General features: G+C 38.1%; 11 protein-coding genes. 2 read left to right on the plus strand and 9 right to left on the minus strand.

The annotated features are described in order from the left end of the window. Nucleotides 1-7 precede the first annotated feature (7 nt). From H9I37_RS10625 to H9I37_RS10660, 8 genes are all read right to left on the minus strand, one after another. Entirely contained in the window at nt 8-727 is a 720-nt protein-coding gene (locus H9I37_RS10625) for an ABC-2 transporter permease (RefSeq protein WP_255422574.1), read from the minus strand. Then, nucleotides 724-1,662, minus strand: coding sequence for an ABC transporter ATP-binding protein (locus H9I37_RS10630; RefSeq protein WP_187382700.1), 939 nt, complete (start codon nt 1,660-1,662; stop codon nt 724-726). The genes H9I37_RS10625 and H9I37_RS10630 overlap by 4 nt, the downstream gene beginning before the upstream one ends. A 79-nt stretch (nt 1,663-1,741) precedes the next feature. Further along, entirely contained in the window at nt 1,742-4,855 is a 3,114-nt protein-coding gene (locus tag H9I37_RS10635; RefSeq protein ID WP_187382701.1) for a hypothetical protein, read from the minus strand. Continuing rightward, nucleotides 4,815-5,987 (minus strand): aspartate aminotransferase family protein, encoded by a 1,173-nt coding sequence (locus H9I37_RS10640; protein ID WP_187382702.1) that lies wholly within the window; start codon nt 5,985-5,987, stop codon nt 4,815-4,817. The genes H9I37_RS10635 and H9I37_RS10640 overlap by 41 nt, the downstream gene beginning before the upstream one ends. Nucleotides 5,988-6,142: 155 nt before the next feature. Next, nucleotides 6,143-7,690: a peptide ABC transporter substrate-binding protein gene (locus H9I37_RS10645; protein ID WP_187382703.1), complete on the minus strand. Its 1,548-nt coding sequence runs from the start codon at nt 7,688-7,690 to the stop codon at nt 6,143-6,145. A 40-nt stretch (nt 7,691-7,730) separates the two neighbouring features. Next, entirely contained in the window at nt 7,731-9,137 is a 1,407-nt protein-coding gene (locus tag H9I37_RS10650; protein WP_187382704.1) for a TP0584 family protein, read from the minus strand. Nucleotides 9,138-9,183: 46 nt separating this feature from the next. After that, nucleotides 9,184-10,797: a coiled-coil domain-containing protein gene (locus H9I37_RS10655; protein WP_187382705.1), complete on the minus strand. Its 1,614-nt coding sequence runs from the start codon at nt 10,795-10,797 to the stop codon at nt 9,184-9,186. Continuing rightward, nucleotides 10,776-12,494: an adenylate/guanylate cyclase domain-containing protein gene (locus H9I37_RS10660; RefSeq protein WP_187382706.1), complete on the minus strand. Its 1,719-nt coding sequence runs from the start codon at nt 12,492-12,494 to the stop codon at nt 10,776-10,778. The genes H9I37_RS10655 and H9I37_RS10660 overlap by 22 nt, the downstream gene beginning before the upstream one ends. A 119-nt stretch (nt 12,495-12,613) precedes the next feature. Between H9I37_RS10660 and murJ the strand changes: the two genes are divergently transcribed. Continuing rightward, nucleotides 12,614-14,338: a murein biosynthesis integral membrane protein MurJ gene (gene murJ / locus H9I37_RS10665; protein WP_187382707.1), complete on the plus strand. Its 1,725-nt coding sequence runs from the start codon at nt 12,614-12,616 to the stop codon at nt 14,336-14,338. Continuing rightward, nucleotides 14,335-15,489 (plus strand): M24 family metallopeptidase, encoded by a 1,155-nt coding sequence (locus tag H9I37_RS10670; RefSeq protein WP_187382708.1) that lies wholly within the window; start codon nt 14,335-14,337, stop codon nt 15,487-15,489. Before murJ ends, H9I37_RS10670 begins: the two co-directional genes overlap by 4 nt. Here the strand turns inward: H9I37_RS10670 and H9I37_RS10675 are convergent. Next, the gene (locus H9I37_RS10675; RefSeq protein WP_187382709.1) at nt 15,470-16,312 is read right to left on the minus strand and encodes a TatD family hydrolase; all 843 of its coding nucleotides are present in this window, start codon (nt 16,310-16,312) and stop codon (nt 15,470-15,472) included. The two genes, H9I37_RS10670 and H9I37_RS10675, sit on opposite strands and share 20 nt — an antisense overlap. Nucleotides 16,313-16,434 lie beyond the last annotated feature (122 nt).

A 16,434-nucleotide genomic window follows, 5' to 3' on the forward strand; every position in this document is an offset into this window, starting at 1 on the left:
TCACCACCTAGTTTTTTGCATTCTGTTCAATTTTTACTGTGATAACAAAGAACAGTCCTGTAAGAGACAAAAAGTAAATCAAATCTCTTGTGTCGATTATTCCACGCGCAATTGAAGTAAAGTGAGACTCGGCAGAAATAAAGCTAAAAAAGCTCACGATAGACGATGGAAGAAATATCAAAAACGAATCAACAAGAGTCAGGACAATACAGATAATAAATCCTGTAAAAAAAGCGATTATCTGATTTTTTGTGATTGATGTCGCAAAGATACCGATTGCCGTATAACTTGCACATAGAAAAATCGCTCCAATAAATCCTCCGATAATTGGACCAAAATCAGGAGAACCAAAAATCGCTACGGGGATAATGTAAAGCAACGTCGGAGAAATCATCACGATTGTGCTGATGCAAGATGCAAGATATTTACCGGTTACGACTTGAATTTCAGTCACAGGTAAAGTCATTAGAGTTTCAATTGAACCGGACCTTTTTTCTTCGGCAAAGATACGCATTGTAAGAGCCGGAACAAAAAAGGAGAGCAACAGAGGAAGATAGGAAAAATACTGGCGAAGCTCCGCCCTGTTACCCAAAAAGAAAGCGGAAAAAAATAAAATTCCAGTGATAATTAAAAATAACCCGGTGACGATATATGCAATCGGACCTGTAAAATATGTTTTGAGTTCGCGCTTCATTATTGTGATGGCAGGATTTTTAGCTTTCATCATTGCACCTCCGTCAGTGTGTGGAATACATCTTCAAGACTGTTCTTTTGGATCGCCATCTCGTAAAGAGGAAATCCTTTTTCTGCAAGTTTTTTTGCAACACTAGGGCGAATCTCTTGCTGACCTTTTACAGATATCAAAAGTCCTGTCAGTTCAGTGCCGTCGACCGAAACTTCCGCCGTAGATTTTGCGACAGAATCGACACCTTCGATTGTCTCAACAGCTTTTGAAACATCTTCGTAAGAGCCGTCGACTATAACTTTTACAGCAAGCTCGTGACCGAAACGGTCTTTCAATTCGGAGATTGGGCTATCAGCAACAAGTTTTCCGCCGGCAATGATTATTGCACGTGAACACAGCGTTTCAACTTCGCTCAAAATGTGAGTTGACACAATAACTGTTCTTGTCTTTCCGATTTCGCGGATTATAGCACGGACATCTTCAACTTGATTCGGGTCGAGCCCTGATGTCGGTTCGTCAAGAATTAAAATTTCAGGGTCGTTCATAAGAGCGTGGGCGAGAGAAACTCTCTGCCGATTTCCGCGTGAAAGTTCTGAAATATTTTTCCCCATCACTTCTTTCAGTCCGCATTGTGCACACAGAACAGGAACTTTTTCTTCTGGATTTTTTCCTTCAATCTCTGCAACATACTTAAGATAATCTTCAACAATCATATCTCCATACAGAGGAGCCGACTCCGGCATGTAGCCGATTTTTTTCTTTGCTTCGACAGAATTTTCAGAAATATCGACCCCGTCTATTTTTATACTTCCTGATGACGGGAGAATAAAACCGGTAATCATTCTCATTGTAGTTGTTTTGCCAGCGCCATTCGGCCCGAGAAGTCCAACAATCTGTCCTGTTGGAATTGAAAAGCTGACATCATTTACCGCACGAAAATCCCCAAACAGGCGGGAAACGCGGGAAACTTCAATCATTTTAGTCCTCCAATTTTTTGAAATAATTTTCGAGTATATTAACAGAACAATTCAAAAATAAAAATAGTTACTTAAAAATTTAAAATGATGCAACAAAGTCGAAAGTCATTTTAAATTCTTTTGACTGTAAAAAATATTCGCCTTTTGTTTTAAATTTGAACACCGTGCTTGAGAGTTGACCTATAGGAGCTACAAAATCTATATCTAAAACGCAATAAACACTGTCGTTTAAATATGTGTTTGAAAAAACTCGTCTCAAGTAATCTTTCTCGCGGATATCGGGAAGTCGAATTTGATTCGTGTTGTAATCGAGACGAATGTTATAACCGCCGAACAATCCGAATCGCGAAAAATATAGATAAAGTTTTGGAAGCCCGTTTTGAATTTCGTTGCCTAAAAGCATAGTCTGAACTGATGCATCAAGCGCGTTTCCCTGCCTGTTTAAGATTTCTACTTTTATAGTTGACGGCATGCTGAAAACCCACCCGTTTTTAATTGTAAACATATTCAGACGAGGAATTTCAATTGCCCCGAAAAGCCCTAAGTTGATCTGCGTGATTTCAATAAACTTTTTGTTGTACAACGCTTCAAGTTGAGCTTTTGTAAGATTTTTTTCAGCGTTTTTTGAACCTGCCGAATTATCGTTTTCTGCACGCACCTTATTCAAAACATTTAGTTCGTATAAATCCCAAAATGAAAAAATCCTTGCGCCAAATGAAAACCCTCTCTTTTCATATTTTGAGAGCCCGTATTGATGGATATTTGAATATTCTGCGGAACCGGAAATTTCAAACGTGCTGTAAGCGTCGTAAAAAGACGGCCAATTTGCAAGGGGTTCATTTTTATTGCCGTTTTCATCAACTTTGTTAGAATCATAATAATCTGTTGAAACTTTCCAATTGGAGTTCACGTTAAAATTCAGGCGGTTAAAACTTGTCCGCAAAGATGTTGTCCAAAATGTACCTGCGAGCATAAAAAAATCATATTCACCTTTTTTATTAAAATTCAATTGCGATGAGAGCCTTATATCGACAGGGGTGGAATTGTTTTCCACAAAAGCAGAAAAAGAAAAATTTTTATTTTCAAGCGATTCTTCGTGTTTCATTTTTCGCTTTTCTTCTTCGGTAGGATTGATTACTTTTGAAAAACTCAATTTTGCAAAAGCAGAAGCGGCAGAAATTACCGCCTTGTTGTTCATAAACGGGTCGGACTGTGTTTTTAGAGTAAAACCGACTGCCGGCCACAAGCTTGGCTGTTCATCGATTGAAATGTATTTTATAGCAAACAAAGGGATAATCGAGCCGTCAATAAGGTAAGAAAACGGATTATACCTTTTAAGCTGATATTTTTTTTGGATATCAGCGATTGTGTATTCAACAGTATCATTATTTTTGAATTGCAAGTCTTTGCACTCTAAAACTTCAGCATGTTTAAAACTGAGATTTTCGAACTTTATTTTGCGAAGTTCATTGTTTTCAACAAGTTTTGAACAAAAATAAACAACATCTTTTTGAAGCGTCGGATAATATATTCCACCGGATAAATCGACAGACTGAATATAGACATTTTTTATATCGTTCGCTTCATCTACAGTAAAATATCCCATTCGCGTAAACGAATTAGAAGCTCTATCAACATACTCAAATGAATAAGATTTTTCACCAAAAGCTCTGAGATTTCTGATATTTATTTGCCCTTCGTCCTGAGTTCTAAAGTTCCAGCGTTTTTCTTCCCCAGACTCCACTTCGATTCGGAGAACCGATTGTCTGTTGTTTTCCGAAACAAGGCAAAAAATCGTACCATTATCTACTCCGACAGGAGTAAACGGAATTATTGTTCTGGAAAAAAGTTTTTCATAAATCAGAGATATATCATCTTTGCCGTCTGCAAGAGTAAAAACTTTAAGATGGGGAATCTTGTCAGAATCATCTACCCCAACGATTGCCATCGAGCCGTCTTTCAAATTGATTATCTCAGAATCTCTCAAATCGAACTTGCGCTCTAGAAATTTTCGCTCTTTGATATTGTAAATCATCGTCTTATTTTCATAAAAAAAAGAATTATTTTTTATTATAGAATAAGAAACTGCAAGGTATTTTCCATCAGGCGAAAGAGAGAGTTTTTCAATTCCGTCTGCAAGGAATAGGAGCTGACGCATATCAAAAAAACTGAATCTATCGTAAATGTCTACTTCGTGGCGGATTCCGTCATACCATATAAGCCCAAAATCTGTAGAAAGGATGTGTTCATAAAGCCCCTGATTATCTTCAAAAACTTTTTGAGTAAGAAGTTGAAATTTGCTCATCTCTTCAATATCATCCGGAAGCAAAACTGAATCTTTAAATTCTTCCCAAAGCACGGAAATCGACTTTCCATAAACTTTGTAAAAAATTTCAGGCATAAAAAAAAGATGAAAGTTGCCGCATTCTTTCCAAAGCTCTATATATTTTTCAACGCCGTACGCCTGCATCAAATACGCCGAAAATGCCGAACACGCAGCTTCTGAAAGAACATCTCCTGGATAAATATCTCTCTTAGAAGAAGCTTGAATCCAGTTCGGAAACTTTCCCTCAAGTTTCGCCTGTGAAAGAATCTGCAAAAAATATCCATCGTTAAAACGTCCAAAGTGCGAGTTTTCTTGTGTTTTTGAAACATAATCTTCCGCATAATAAGAAAACCCTTCGATGAATGAAAAAGGGAGATTCAACGTTGAAAGCGGCTGATAAGATTCAATTTTAATATATTTGTTTATGCCTGACTTTACAGAAGAAGCAATCGCCGAAAAAACTTCGTGAAAAAAAAGTGAAAGCAGCGGATATTCAAAACAAACATCGTCAATTCCGGGAACTGCGTCGTATATTATTATTCGGTTGTAAGGCGACGATGTATATTCTACGGAAAGTTTATCGGAATCGGGAGAGATGATTACAGGCATCCTCAAATCTTCATCAAAATTCAAAGCGTCTTTTGCTCTTTGATAAACTGAATCTGCATTTTCGGCAAGAAGATTTGCGGTAGATGCCGAATTTGACGGGAAAAGAATATCGAAATGCTGAGTCTTAATTACATAAACGTTGCGCGGACGCGCCATCACTCCGGATGCAAACAATTGAACGGAAATTAAAAAGAGAAATAATGTGATTGAAATCTTTTTATTTACAGAATGACTGCAAAACTTTTTTAAAAATTGCAAGACCTTCCTCTATTTCGCGGTCACTGATTGTAAGAGGTGGCAGAAATCTGATCACATCAGAACCGGCTGTTGTTGTGCAAAGACCTTCTTCAAGACAACAGACTTCTATATCAAAAGGTTTAATTGACGAATCAATTTGAATCCCGATCATAAGTCCACTTCCGCGAATATCTTTTACAATTGGAATATTCCAGCCGCTGATTGCTCCGCGGATATAGTCGCCGGCGTTGTTAACTCTGTCAAGAAAATCATAATCCGAAACTGTTTCTAAAACGACTTTTGCAGCTGCACATGCGAGCGGGTTTCCTGCAAATGTAGACTGATGGTCCCCAGCAACCAAAACATCAGATGCTTTCCCACGAAACAAACACGCTCCCATTGGAATACCGCCCGCAATTCCTTTTGCAAGTGTCACCACTTCCGGATTAAACCCGAGCCTGTCGCTTGCGAGGAATATCCCTGTACGTCCGATTCCTGTTTGAACTTCGTCTGCCATAACAATTGCTCCGGCTTTGCGTGCCGCGTCTGCTGCGTTTTTTGCCCACACAGGATCAATCAAATTTACTCCACCTTCTCCTTGAATGCACTCAATAAAAAGAGCTGCGGTTGTATCGTCAAAAGCCGTTTTTAGCGCTTCAAAATCGTTTGCCTTAATCGTTTTAAAACCTGACAAATACGGAGCAAAGCAGTCGGGATGAAAACGCTTTTGACCGGTCGCCGTCAATGTTGCAATCGTCCTTCCATGAAACGAACTCTCCAGAGTTACAATCGTCTTCCGTTTATCACCGCCGTTAAGCTGACCGTATTTTCTAGCGAGCTTAATTGCAGCTTCATTTGCTTCAGCTCCTGAGTTGCCAAAATAACCGTGATTAAAACCTGTGACCTCGAGAAGTTCTTCTGCGTATTCAACTCCGACATCTGAAAAATAATAATTTGAAATATGAATTTGCCGTTTAGCTTGACGAGAAATAGCCCGAACAAGAGGTTTATAATTGTGCCCAAGACAATTAACTCCAATGCCGGCTATAAAGTCGATATATTTTTTATCTTTTTTATCCCACATCGTAGAGCCTTTAGCTTTTACAAAAGTTATATCAAAAGAGCCGTAGTTGTTTACGATCTTTTTATTCATATTTTACCTCTGTGGCTCAGTATGTCGATTTTAAACTGAAATATCAATAAACGTGTTCGCAATTGTGTCTGCAATTGTGTCTGAAAATGCGCATACAAACTTGTCTCAAAATGAACCGGAAAATGCGCCCACAATCCATAAGATTTGGGCTACTCTTATTTCATCACGATGTTCGGGATTTTTATTTTTTCAGCCTTTTTGAAAATATATTTGAGTGGATGAAAATCAAACGCATTTACTGCCCACCCGCCAACTTCATTTAAATCTACATAATTGGAAGTTACTGTTCTGTATAACGGGAAAACAACGCCGTCATCTAATAAAATATTTTCTGCTTGTGCTAAAATATCATATCTTTCACGGACATTTACAACAGCAGCTTTTTCCAAAAGCAAATCGTATTCTTCGTTGTGCCAGCCTGAATTGTTCATTGAAGAACCACCGCGGAACAATTCCAAAAATGAAAGAGGGTCTGCAAAATCGCCAATCCAAGATGAAAACAAAATATCGGCATCTGTATCTTTTACTTTTGAATAATACTGATAAGAGGGAATTTCTCGAATCTTGACTTCTATTCCGAGAGGCTCGAGTGCGTTTTTAATCGCTGCAAGGCGCTCTCCTGTTAAATCGCCTTCAAAAACCTGAAAAACAAGCGGAATAATTGTTTCCTGCGGAACTCCATATTTTTTGCGAGCCTCGCTCATTTTCATAGAAGCTTCAACTTGGTCTGAATATTCAAATCCTTGGACATCAGGATATCCGCTCAAAGGGTAAACAAAAGTATTAGCTGGAATCAAATAATTTTTGTGAATATCGTCCCAAGGAAACGCTTCTAAAACCGCATTCCTGAATTCAGGATAATTCCACAAACGTCCGGATGAGCTTTTATTTGCCTCATTTTTTGTAACTCTGAAGTAAAAAAATCCTGTACCAAAAAGAGCATTTACCTGTATCGACTTTTGGTCAAGGATTTTTGACTGAGTCGCACTTCCACAAACCCAGTCAACGTTGCCCATGTTGTAGTTGTAGGCATTTTCATCAGAATTATCTGACTGAACAAAAGTGATTTGCTCAAGGGCGACGTTTTCCTTATCCCAGTAAAGCTGATTTTTTTTCAGCACGTATTGATTTTCATCAAACCTTTCGAGTACAAAAGGGCCGCTATAAACTTCGGGAGATTTGTTTGTAACCGAAAAAGCAGTGTGGCAAAGAATTCTTGTAAGGTAATTTGCCGGTGTGTCCAAATAGATAGAAAGTTTATCTTCACCTGTTGCATAAATTCCTACATCTTCAACAGTTCCGCGCCCCTGCCGAAAATCTCTTACACCGCGAACGATATCAAAAAGAGATGCAAACGGCGCAGACTGATTTGAAATCATCCTTATCCAAGAACTTTTTACTTCTTCTGCTGTAATTTTTTCACCGTTGCTAAAGAAAACATCATCTCGCAAAGTGATTGTCCATCTTTTTTTGTCGCGGCTGATTTTAAAATCTTTTGCAATCGCTAACTGCGGTTCAAGAGTGACAGGATTCATCGTAAACAGCCCTTCAAAAAGGCCGTTCAAAATCTGAGTATCGCTGGCGTAATCTGTCAGGTGTGGATTTAATTCATGAATTCGTTTTGTCTCAAGAATTGTAAAATTTTTCTGCAAGTCATCAGTTTCAGCTGCAGACAAAAAACATGACATCAAAATGAATGCCATGCAAGCAAAAGAAAATTTGATTTTAAATTTTATCATCACTTTAAAGCCCTAAATTCTTCATTTGTTCAGATTCATCTTTAAATGAAACATATTCGCCGCGTTTTTTGTTACAATTTATGATTGAATTTCTGAGCGCAGACAGTTCTATCTGCATTCCTTTTACTCTAGCCCGAAAGTCGATGTCGACCATTTTCTTAAAATGCGCATCAAGCGAGTTTATGATTATAAACGCAGACTGAAGTTCGGAAATCTGTTTGTTTACAAATCCGAAGATGACATCTTCACTTGAAGACTCAATCTTTGAAAATTCCATACCTTTGCTTGCAATCCCTGAAAAAAATCGCTCTTTTTTAGAAAGTTCAGCAAGAAAATCAGTTACATTGACTTTTTGCATCCGTTCCATTTTACTCTTTTGATCTTCGATAAGAAGATTTACAATCTTTTCTTTTTCTTTTAGATTGAACGCTTTTTTTATTGCCGCAATCAACATATTAAAAAAGTTTTTCTTTTTCTGATAAAGAAGATTAAAATTTTCGACGAGTTTTTCATGAAGTTGTATCAAAGTCGGAGCACATCCGCCGAGCGCTAACACAACCCCCATCAAAAGTTCTTTGCTGCTTGGGCCTGCCTTTTTTTGCATTTCTGTTTTTGAAGAATTCTTTATTTGAAGGCGAGCGATAACAGCTTCTCGTTTTTTTTCTTTATCAGGATCGTGATCTTCTGCTATTATTTCGTTGATTAAGTCATTGTAAAAAGGCTTTTTTCCTTCAACTTTTGCGTAAAGCCTTTTGATTTCAGCCATCTCTCCTTCAGCAGATTCAGCCGCCTTTGCTTTGTCAAATTCAGGATGCCCGAATAAATCTTTTCGCAGCTCTCCCTTGTAAAGCTCCCTTTCAAAAGCCCCGAGTTCATTTAGAATTCTATTTATTTCTACAGACATTTTTGAACATTTTTCGCAACAGTCGTTCAGCATGCTTTGAATGACATTTGGGGCTCCATTCCTTGTCTGAGCGATCGCCAACGCAAGGGCACGCGTATTCATCCGCGCATTATTTAAAGAAAGATTTTCCCATTCAAAACACTTGTTTAAATCTATAAGTTTTTTAACTTTCAGCAAAGAAATGTTCTCTACGGAAAAACGCAGATAAGTGCAGATAAAGTCTAGCATTGTTTCATATTCGGAAAAGCGTGAACCAAGCTCGGTAGAAAGATCGTTTTCTGAGAATGGAGAAATGTCGGGGACTGAAATATCTGAAATCCGCTTATCAAGCCTGTAGGGATCCGGTTGAATAACTGATTTTTTTACGAGAGCGCCGTAAAGGTTTTTCACACAAGAATGCATGAGCCTGTAATTGCTGAGAAGCTGCTCAAGGCATTCGGAATTAAACCATTCCTGTTTTTTGTTGAGAGCTTCTTGCAGTTCTATTTCAAATTTTTCTTCGTCCATATCTATTTTATCGGCACATAAACATTAACTGCTTAGAAATATTATTTTACAGAAAACTTACAGAAGAACCTTTTTTTATCGATGAAAAATCTATAGGTAAAAGATTTCCATATTCATCTTTTGCAACTTTGAAAGAGAACGAACCGTCTTCATTTTCAACAACAACACCTTTTACAATCGAATCCCCGTTTTTAAGCTCAGCTTCTGCACCTTCAGCGCCTTTTTCTTTTACCGTCATGCGTGCCGATTCGGAAACATAAACTTTGATGTTCTCATAATCGGTTGCTTGAATAACTATCGCCTTAGTGTCCGTACCGTTCATCATATTTTCAAATATCGATTCATAATCTTTTTTCTGCTTCCCAAAAATAGATTCATAATCTTTTTTCTGCTTCTCAAAATTAGATTCGTATTCTTTTTTCTGTTTTTCAAAAATAGATTCGTAATCTTTTTTCTGCTTCTCAAAATTAGATTCATATTCTTTTTTCTGCTCTTCTTTTTGCTGTTTCAGCGATTCTATTTGATTCCCAAGCGTATCGATTTTTCTATTTAATAAAACAGTTTCGTTGTAAAAATCTGAAGTTGAATCGAGGAAAGATTCTCCCATGCCGTTGACGAGCGTTCTCGCCGCTGCAACGTATTTTGGAATCGAATTTTTTTGCGGAATTTTCGCAACTTGGTCGTCGAGATATCTGTAATCATCATAAAGTTGCTGATACTTTTCTACTGCTGCATTGACTTTTTTTGAAGACATGTACCTCGCATTCATTCCTGCTGCTCCGTCAAAATCGGGAGTTTGTGTAATCTCTGTCTTCTCTATAATCGAAGTTGCTTTTCTATCGCTAAGATTTGGGTCGAGTTTATCGATTTCTTCCTGATAGTTTTTAGAAACGCGACCTACCGACTCACGGATTTGTTGAGTGCTTCTTCGCTGAATATCTATAATTTTCTGATTCAGCTCTGAAATGCGCTCTTCATACTGCGATTCCATTTTTCTAAGTTCAAGATTGCGGAGCTGGCGTTCACTGTCTAAAGCTTTTTCTTTTTCACGAGCAGATTCAATTTTTGTTGCGTCAAATTCTGCAAGTTGAGAGCCATAAGCTTCAACTTCTTTTTCCGCTGCGCTGATTTGCGGGTCGTATTCAAGATGAATGTCAGAGACGCTTTTTTGATATTTTCGTTTTGCAGCTTTTACCTTTTCATTGTAAACGCTTTTTTTAGATATATTCATAGAATCAATTACGAATATGTCGTTGTCCAAAACCGCTTTTGCCGCTTTTAATTTGTTTTCCATATCGCCAACGATTAAAGACCTGTTTTTTACCGCATCATCGTAATGAGCCTGAGCGATCGCAACAGTATCTAAAAGTGATTTTAGATTTATTGATTCAAATTCTGCAAGGCTTACTTTAATTTCTTCGTTTTTAGAATGAATCACATAGTTGATTAAAAAAGCGGAACCTGCGACAACAGCAAAAACACAAAACAAAATAAAAAAAGTGAAAGGAGATCTGTTTTTTTTCGTTTTTTGATATTCTTTTTCAATGTCGTAAGTTTTATCTACAGAATGCGCATGAATTGAACTCAACTCATCTCCGAGAAAGAGCATTACTTTTTTATGAATTTCGTTCTTTGAAACTATTTTGTCGTCATTGTCCATATTCCTCTCCATTCTTTTGGTGCGCTTTTTGTGCCCATTCTCTCAATAAAAGTTTGTGCAACGTCCAACTTGAGCTTTTTCAATATCTTCCGAGCTGTTTTCCAATCTCCTGAATAATATGATTGTAATCCTTCTTCAAAAGAATCGTACTGAGCAAGCAAGCTGCTCTCAACTTGTAGAGTATCGAGTGGGAAATAAATTTTCTTTTGTTCTGTCTTTCCTTTTACTTGAACTGTATCGATTTCATAAAATTTGTAACGCTCAGTCTCTTTTAATACTTCATCTTTGATATATTCTGAAACAATCACAGGTATATGATATATTCGCGTGAGCCCTTCAAGACGTGAAGCCGAATTTACAGTATCTCCGATTACAGTGTTTGCCATGTGAGCTTGGAGCGGGTCGTCTAAATCGTTTCGACCGATTGTTCCATAGAAAACATTGCCACCGTCGAGCCCTACTCCTACATCTACCATAACAGCGTTGAAAACACGTTCTTCTGATTCAGAAAGCGTTCTATTTTTTTCAATTTCAGCGCGCCTTTCAGTCATGATTTGTCTAAGCTCCGCAGTAGATATAGTGATGTCCCACGCAGATACAACCGCATCATAAGATTTTGAATGATCCGATTGAAGCGTTCCATAAACGGCAAGTATCGCATCTCCAATGATAGAACCTACAATTCCTTTATGGCTGTGCACATTTTGGATTACGCGGTTATAATGAACGTTCAAAACTTCGATTATGTCATTGCCAAGTGTTTCCGTCCTGTATGTAAAACTTTTTACATCGGAAAAAAGCATTGTCAATTCACGCTGATTGCCTTCAAGCCCGACATTTTTTCCCGAGTAAGCTTTTGCTACAATATCTTTGGAAACAAATTTCTGGAAAGTTCCAAGCAGACTGTTCACCTGCGCAGAAAGAGCGTTGAACGAAGCAGCCATATATGTTACGTCATCATTTGCAGCTTTTGAAATATCTATAAGGTCAAGCTGCTTTTTCTTCTGCATTTGAATAAGGTCTTCGGTAAACGTACGGAGCGTTTTAAACTCGTGTATCAAGATAATATAGCCAATGATAATGAATCCCAAAATCAAAGCAAAAATAAGCATCCCCGAATACATATAGACATGTCTGTTCTTTGCTAACTGGTCAGCACGGAGCTCTGCACGGACTATGTAATAGCCCCATTCTTTTTGATATTTATAAACGCCGAAATATTCTCCTTCCTTTGTCGAAAAAACAATGGAGCCGTCTTCTATGCCTTCTGTGTTTTTCTGATTTAAAAGATCAAGAGTTTGTATATCGGGAAAACCATTATTCCACGAAACTTTTTCATCAGCGCATTTAAAAAATTGAATTTCGCCGTTGAGGTTCATTCCAAAAGCAATGCTGCCGGGATTAGAAAAGCCGGCTTCTGCAACATTATTCATCGCCGCCACGCTGTCATCGTAATTTCCTGAATATAAATAAATCTGATACTGATTTGAAGACATATCGTACAGAACTTTTAACTTATCTACCATGATTGAATTCTGCAAATTGATGATCTGTTTTTGAGAAAGCTGTATAGAGATATAGTTTGTAGTAATATTTGATAAAAGAATCAATGATATGAAAATCAATAGAATCTTTAATCCGATAGGAACAATTCTTGTATTTCCTACTCTAGAAAAGACTTTGAATTTGCCGGACATTTTTTTACCCCCAACCGATACATTTTAAAATAAAACAAAAGTAAGTAATCTGTCTGTTTTGTAATTCTTTAATTATAAATGAATTGAACATTTTCTGCAATTTTTTTATCATCATCGGTATGAGCAACGAAAATGCACAGTCGAATAATAAATCGCTTTTAAAATCCGGATTACTCCTCTCATTGATGACATTTATGTCTAGAATTATGGGACTGCTCCGCGAAATGACAAAAGCGGCTTTTCTCGGAACTTCTATGTATGCAGACGCCTTTACGACAGCATTTATGATTCCAAACTTGCTGCGGCGGCTTTTTGCAGAAAATGCAGTTTCGGCGGCTTTCATTCCGACTTTCAAAAAATATCTTTCAAAAGGTGATGAGCAGGAAAACCGCCGTCAAACTCAGGAATTTTTAAAATCGACTTTTACGCTCGTCTCTTTTTTGACAGCGTGTATCGTCGTGCTCGGAATCGCCATCACTCCGTTTATCACGCCGATTTTCTGTAAAAAACCGATTGACCCTTACAATATCACGTTGTTTGTTCATTTCAAAATGTGGCTCGCAAGCAATATGCCGGCATTGTTCACACCTCCTGTAATTCCTTCCGCAGAAGATTATGCCGCACAAATTCAATCATGGCTTTCAAAAAAGAACGAGATTACAGTGCTGACAAGGATAATGTTTCCTTATCTTTTTGTGATTTCTATTGCAGCATTTTTTCAAGGAATATTAAACGGCTGTAAAATCTTTGCACCGTCGGGATTTACTCCAGTTCTATTCAACGGAATTGTCATTGCAGGAACATATATTCTTTCGCCTTTCACAGAAAACCCTGCACGCGCTATGTCGTTCGGAGTTATTGTCGGCGGCATTGTTCAGGCACTCTTCCAGTTGCCGTTTGTATTAAAAACAAAATGGAGCGTTTGCTTTACTTCTCTTAAAAAAACATTTACAAATCCCGGAACAAAAAAAGTTGTCGCACTTATCGTTCCAACAATAATCGGAATGGCTGCTTATCAGCTCAACGACCTTGTATCAACAGCTATCGCAAGCAGAACAGGAGACGGGATAGTCTCAAGTCTGCAATACAGCATAAGACTTCAGGAACTTATACTAGGAATTTTTGCGGTCTCTATAGGGACTGTAATTTTACCTGACTTAAGCGGATTGGCAAACAGCAAAAGATGGGAAGAGTTCAACAATATGCTGATTCAGGCAATAAAAATCATGACTTTGATTTCAATTCCTGTAACAGTGTATTCTTTGATAACTGGAAAAGAATTGATATCTCTTTTATATAAATCAAAAAAGTTCGACGATGAATCTGTAAGGCTGACGCTTGGAGTTTTTCATTTTCATATTTCAGGGCTTCTTTTTATCGCATTAAACAGAATTATTTCGCCGGCATTTTATTCACAAGGCAATACGAAGCTGCCGACACTCGCCGGAATTTTGAGTTTCGGAGCAAACATCGTCCTTGTATTCATATTATCAAAGTTTATGGGCGGAAACGGGATTGCGCTTGGATTAACTCTTGCAAGTCTGATAAACACAATCTTTTTGTTTGCATTTATGAAAAAGATGAAATCGATGAATATTCGCCGAATTGCAAAAAGTACGATTATTTATATAATCAAAATATGTATTTATTCCGCAATCGCTGCACTTCCATGCATCCGACTTCATCCAATCATCGTAAGAGTTTTTGCATCATACAAAAGAATTATAGCATTTGGAATGCCGGTCATGCTCACAGCGATTTTATTCGGAACGATAGGTGTCGTTGAACTCGTAATCACAAAAGATGAAATTGTAAAAGCAATTTTTAGGAAGGTAAAAAGATGAAAAAATATACAAAAGAACAGATTGAAACAATTTTTAAATCGCGCCGAAACAGATTGGCAGCATGGCTTAAAAAAAACAACACCGGAGCTTGCGTATTTATAGATAACGAAGAACATCGCGATCCTAGCGTTCCGTATTACACAAACCATCCAAACGACGCCGTCCTCATAATTTTTAAAGACGGCTACACAGTTCTCATTCCGTGGGATGAAAACATTGCGAACATGCAAGGACATTTTGACAAACTCGTCCCATACACTCGCTACAAAAACAACTCGATTGATGCGACAAAAGCGGTTTTGAATTTATGCCAATCTCATGCGGAAAACAACAAAGTTGAACTTCCTGAATATTTAACATATCCGCAGTATTTAAGATTTATAGACGCTTTGAGCAATTATGATTGCCGATGTCGTGAAGACGGTGCTCACAATTTTACTGTTGAGTGCCGAATGATAAAAGATGAATATGAAATTGAATGTTCAAAAGAAGCAGCGCGTGTCGGCGACATAATCATAGACGAAATTGATGTTGAAATTCGCGACGGACGAATCAAAACAGAAACAGACGTTGCACTTTTAATAGAGAGAATGCTACGCGAAAACGGATGCCAAAGGACAGGATTTGATACGCTTGCAGCAGGGCCTTCAAGAAGTTTTGCAATTCACGCATTCCCGGGATACACTGATGCGGCATGGCCTGCGCAGGGACTTTCAATCCTTGATTTCGGCGTTGTCTACAATGGGTACACTAGCGATACAACTGTGACAGTTGCAAAAGGGCCCCTCACTTCTGAGCAGGAAAAATTAGTTGACCTCGTTCAAAAAGCATACGACGAATGCCTTAAACTTTACACAAAAGAAAACACAGTTTATGAAGCAGCAAAAAAAGCAGACGCAGTGTTTGCAGCGGCAAAACGCAAGATGCCTCACGGACTTGGACATGCGACAGGACTCGAAATTCATGAGCAGCCGTTTATAAGCACTCGCAAAGTTTCAGAACAGAAATTCAAACCGGGAATGATTGTGACTCTGGAACCGGGATTGTATGACAAAGATTTAGGCGGCGTTCGTCTTGAAAATGATGTGCTTATCACAGAAGACGGCAACGAAGTTATTTCGCATTCACGAATCATAAGAATAGATTTTTAATATTGCAGTCTACGATGTCGGAGAGCTTTTCAGATGAAATATTTCTCGCCTTCGCAACAAAATCGTAGACATATTCTACAAAAACAGGGCAATTAGGTTTTCCTCTGTGCGGAGCAGGCGCTAAATACGGAGAATCTGTCTCACACAAAATTCTGTCATCAGGGACATACGCAAGCAGCTTTGTGACTTCTTCAATCTTTGCTTTTTTTGTATATGTGACACTTCCAGAAAAACTGATATACCAGCCGAGGTCTAAAAAGGCGCGCGCTTGTTCAAGCCCGTAACTGTAGCAGTGGATAATTCCGTTGTTGTAACCAACATTTTTAATGCAATCTAAAGTGTCTTCAAAAGCGTCTCGGCTGTGTATTATTGCAGGAAGATTTAAGTTTTGGGCAAGATTGAGCTGAGCTTCAAAAAGCTCCCGTTCACCGCGATATGTTTTTTCGTCAAAATCATCTTCTTTTCTGCCGTCTGCACCTGCCGGATTCCAGTGATGGTCGAGTCCGAATTCTCCGAGTGCCACGATTTTATTTTCAGGATGAGAAAGAGAGTCATCTACAATGCTGCTCTTTAACAATTCGATTTTTCTTTCACGGTCATGAATCGCTTCTATATCAGGCCAGATTCCGGCGGAGTATTTTACAAAAGGAAAATTTCCGCATTTTTCGACAGCCTGTCTGCGGCTTTTTAAATCATCGGCTTTTGTTCCAATATCTAATCCAAAAAAGCAATTTTGTTTTGCCATCGTTGAAAGAATTTCCGTCCCATCTAGTCCACATTCTTCTGAAAGCATCTTGAAATGAAAATGAGTATCACTGAACATAAAAATAATATAAAAAAAATGAAAAAGTAAGTCAAACAACTTCACGTAAAGCATGAACTCACCGTTCGCCATCTCAGCCTAAACAGATGATGTGCTCGCCGCTGCCTTAAATAAAAATGACA

The sequence above is a fragment of the Treponema sp. Marseille-Q3903 genome, assembly GCF_014334335.1.
Classification (GTDB): Bacteria; Spirochaetota; Spirochaetia; order Treponematales; family Treponemataceae; genus Treponema_D.

Coding starts and splice junctions, on each gene's coding strand:
- H9I37_RS10625 (WP_255422574.1), bottom strand. CDS start 727: ATGATGAAAGCTAAAAATCCTGCCATCACAATAATGAAGCGCGAACTC.
- H9I37_RS10630 (WP_187382700.1), bottom strand. CDS start 1,662: ATGATTGAAGTTTCCCGCGTTTCCCGCCTGTTTGGGGATTTTCGTGCG.
- H9I37_RS10640 (WP_187382702.1), bottom strand. CDS start 5,987: ATGAATAAAAAGATCGTAAACAACTACGGCTCTTTTGATATAACTTTT.
- H9I37_RS10645 (WP_187382703.1), bottom strand. CDS start 7,690: ATGGCATTCATTTTGATGTCATGTTTTTTGTCTGCAGCTGAAACTGAT.
- H9I37_RS10650 (WP_187382704.1), bottom strand. CDS start 9,137: ATGGACGAAGAAAAATTTGAAATAGAACTGCAAGAAGCTCTCAACAAA.
- H9I37_RS10655 (WP_187382705.1), bottom strand. CDS start 10,797: ATGGACAATGACGACAAAATAGTTTCAAAGAACGAAATTCATAAAAAA.
- H9I37_RS10660 (WP_187382706.1), bottom strand. CDS start 12,494: ATGTCCGGCAAATTCAAAGTCTTTTCTAGAGTAGGAAATACAAGAATT.
- murJ (WP_187382707.1), top strand. CDS start 12,614: ATGAGCAACGAAAATGCACAGTCGAATAATAAATCGCTTTTAAAATCC.
- H9I37_RS10670 (WP_187382708.1), top strand. CDS start 14,335: ATGAAAAAATATACAAAAGAACAGATTGAAACAATTTTTAAATCGCGC.
- H9I37_RS10675 (WP_187382709.1), bottom strand. CDS start 16,312: ATGTTCAGTGATACTCATTTTCATTTCAAGATGCTTTCAGAAGAATGT.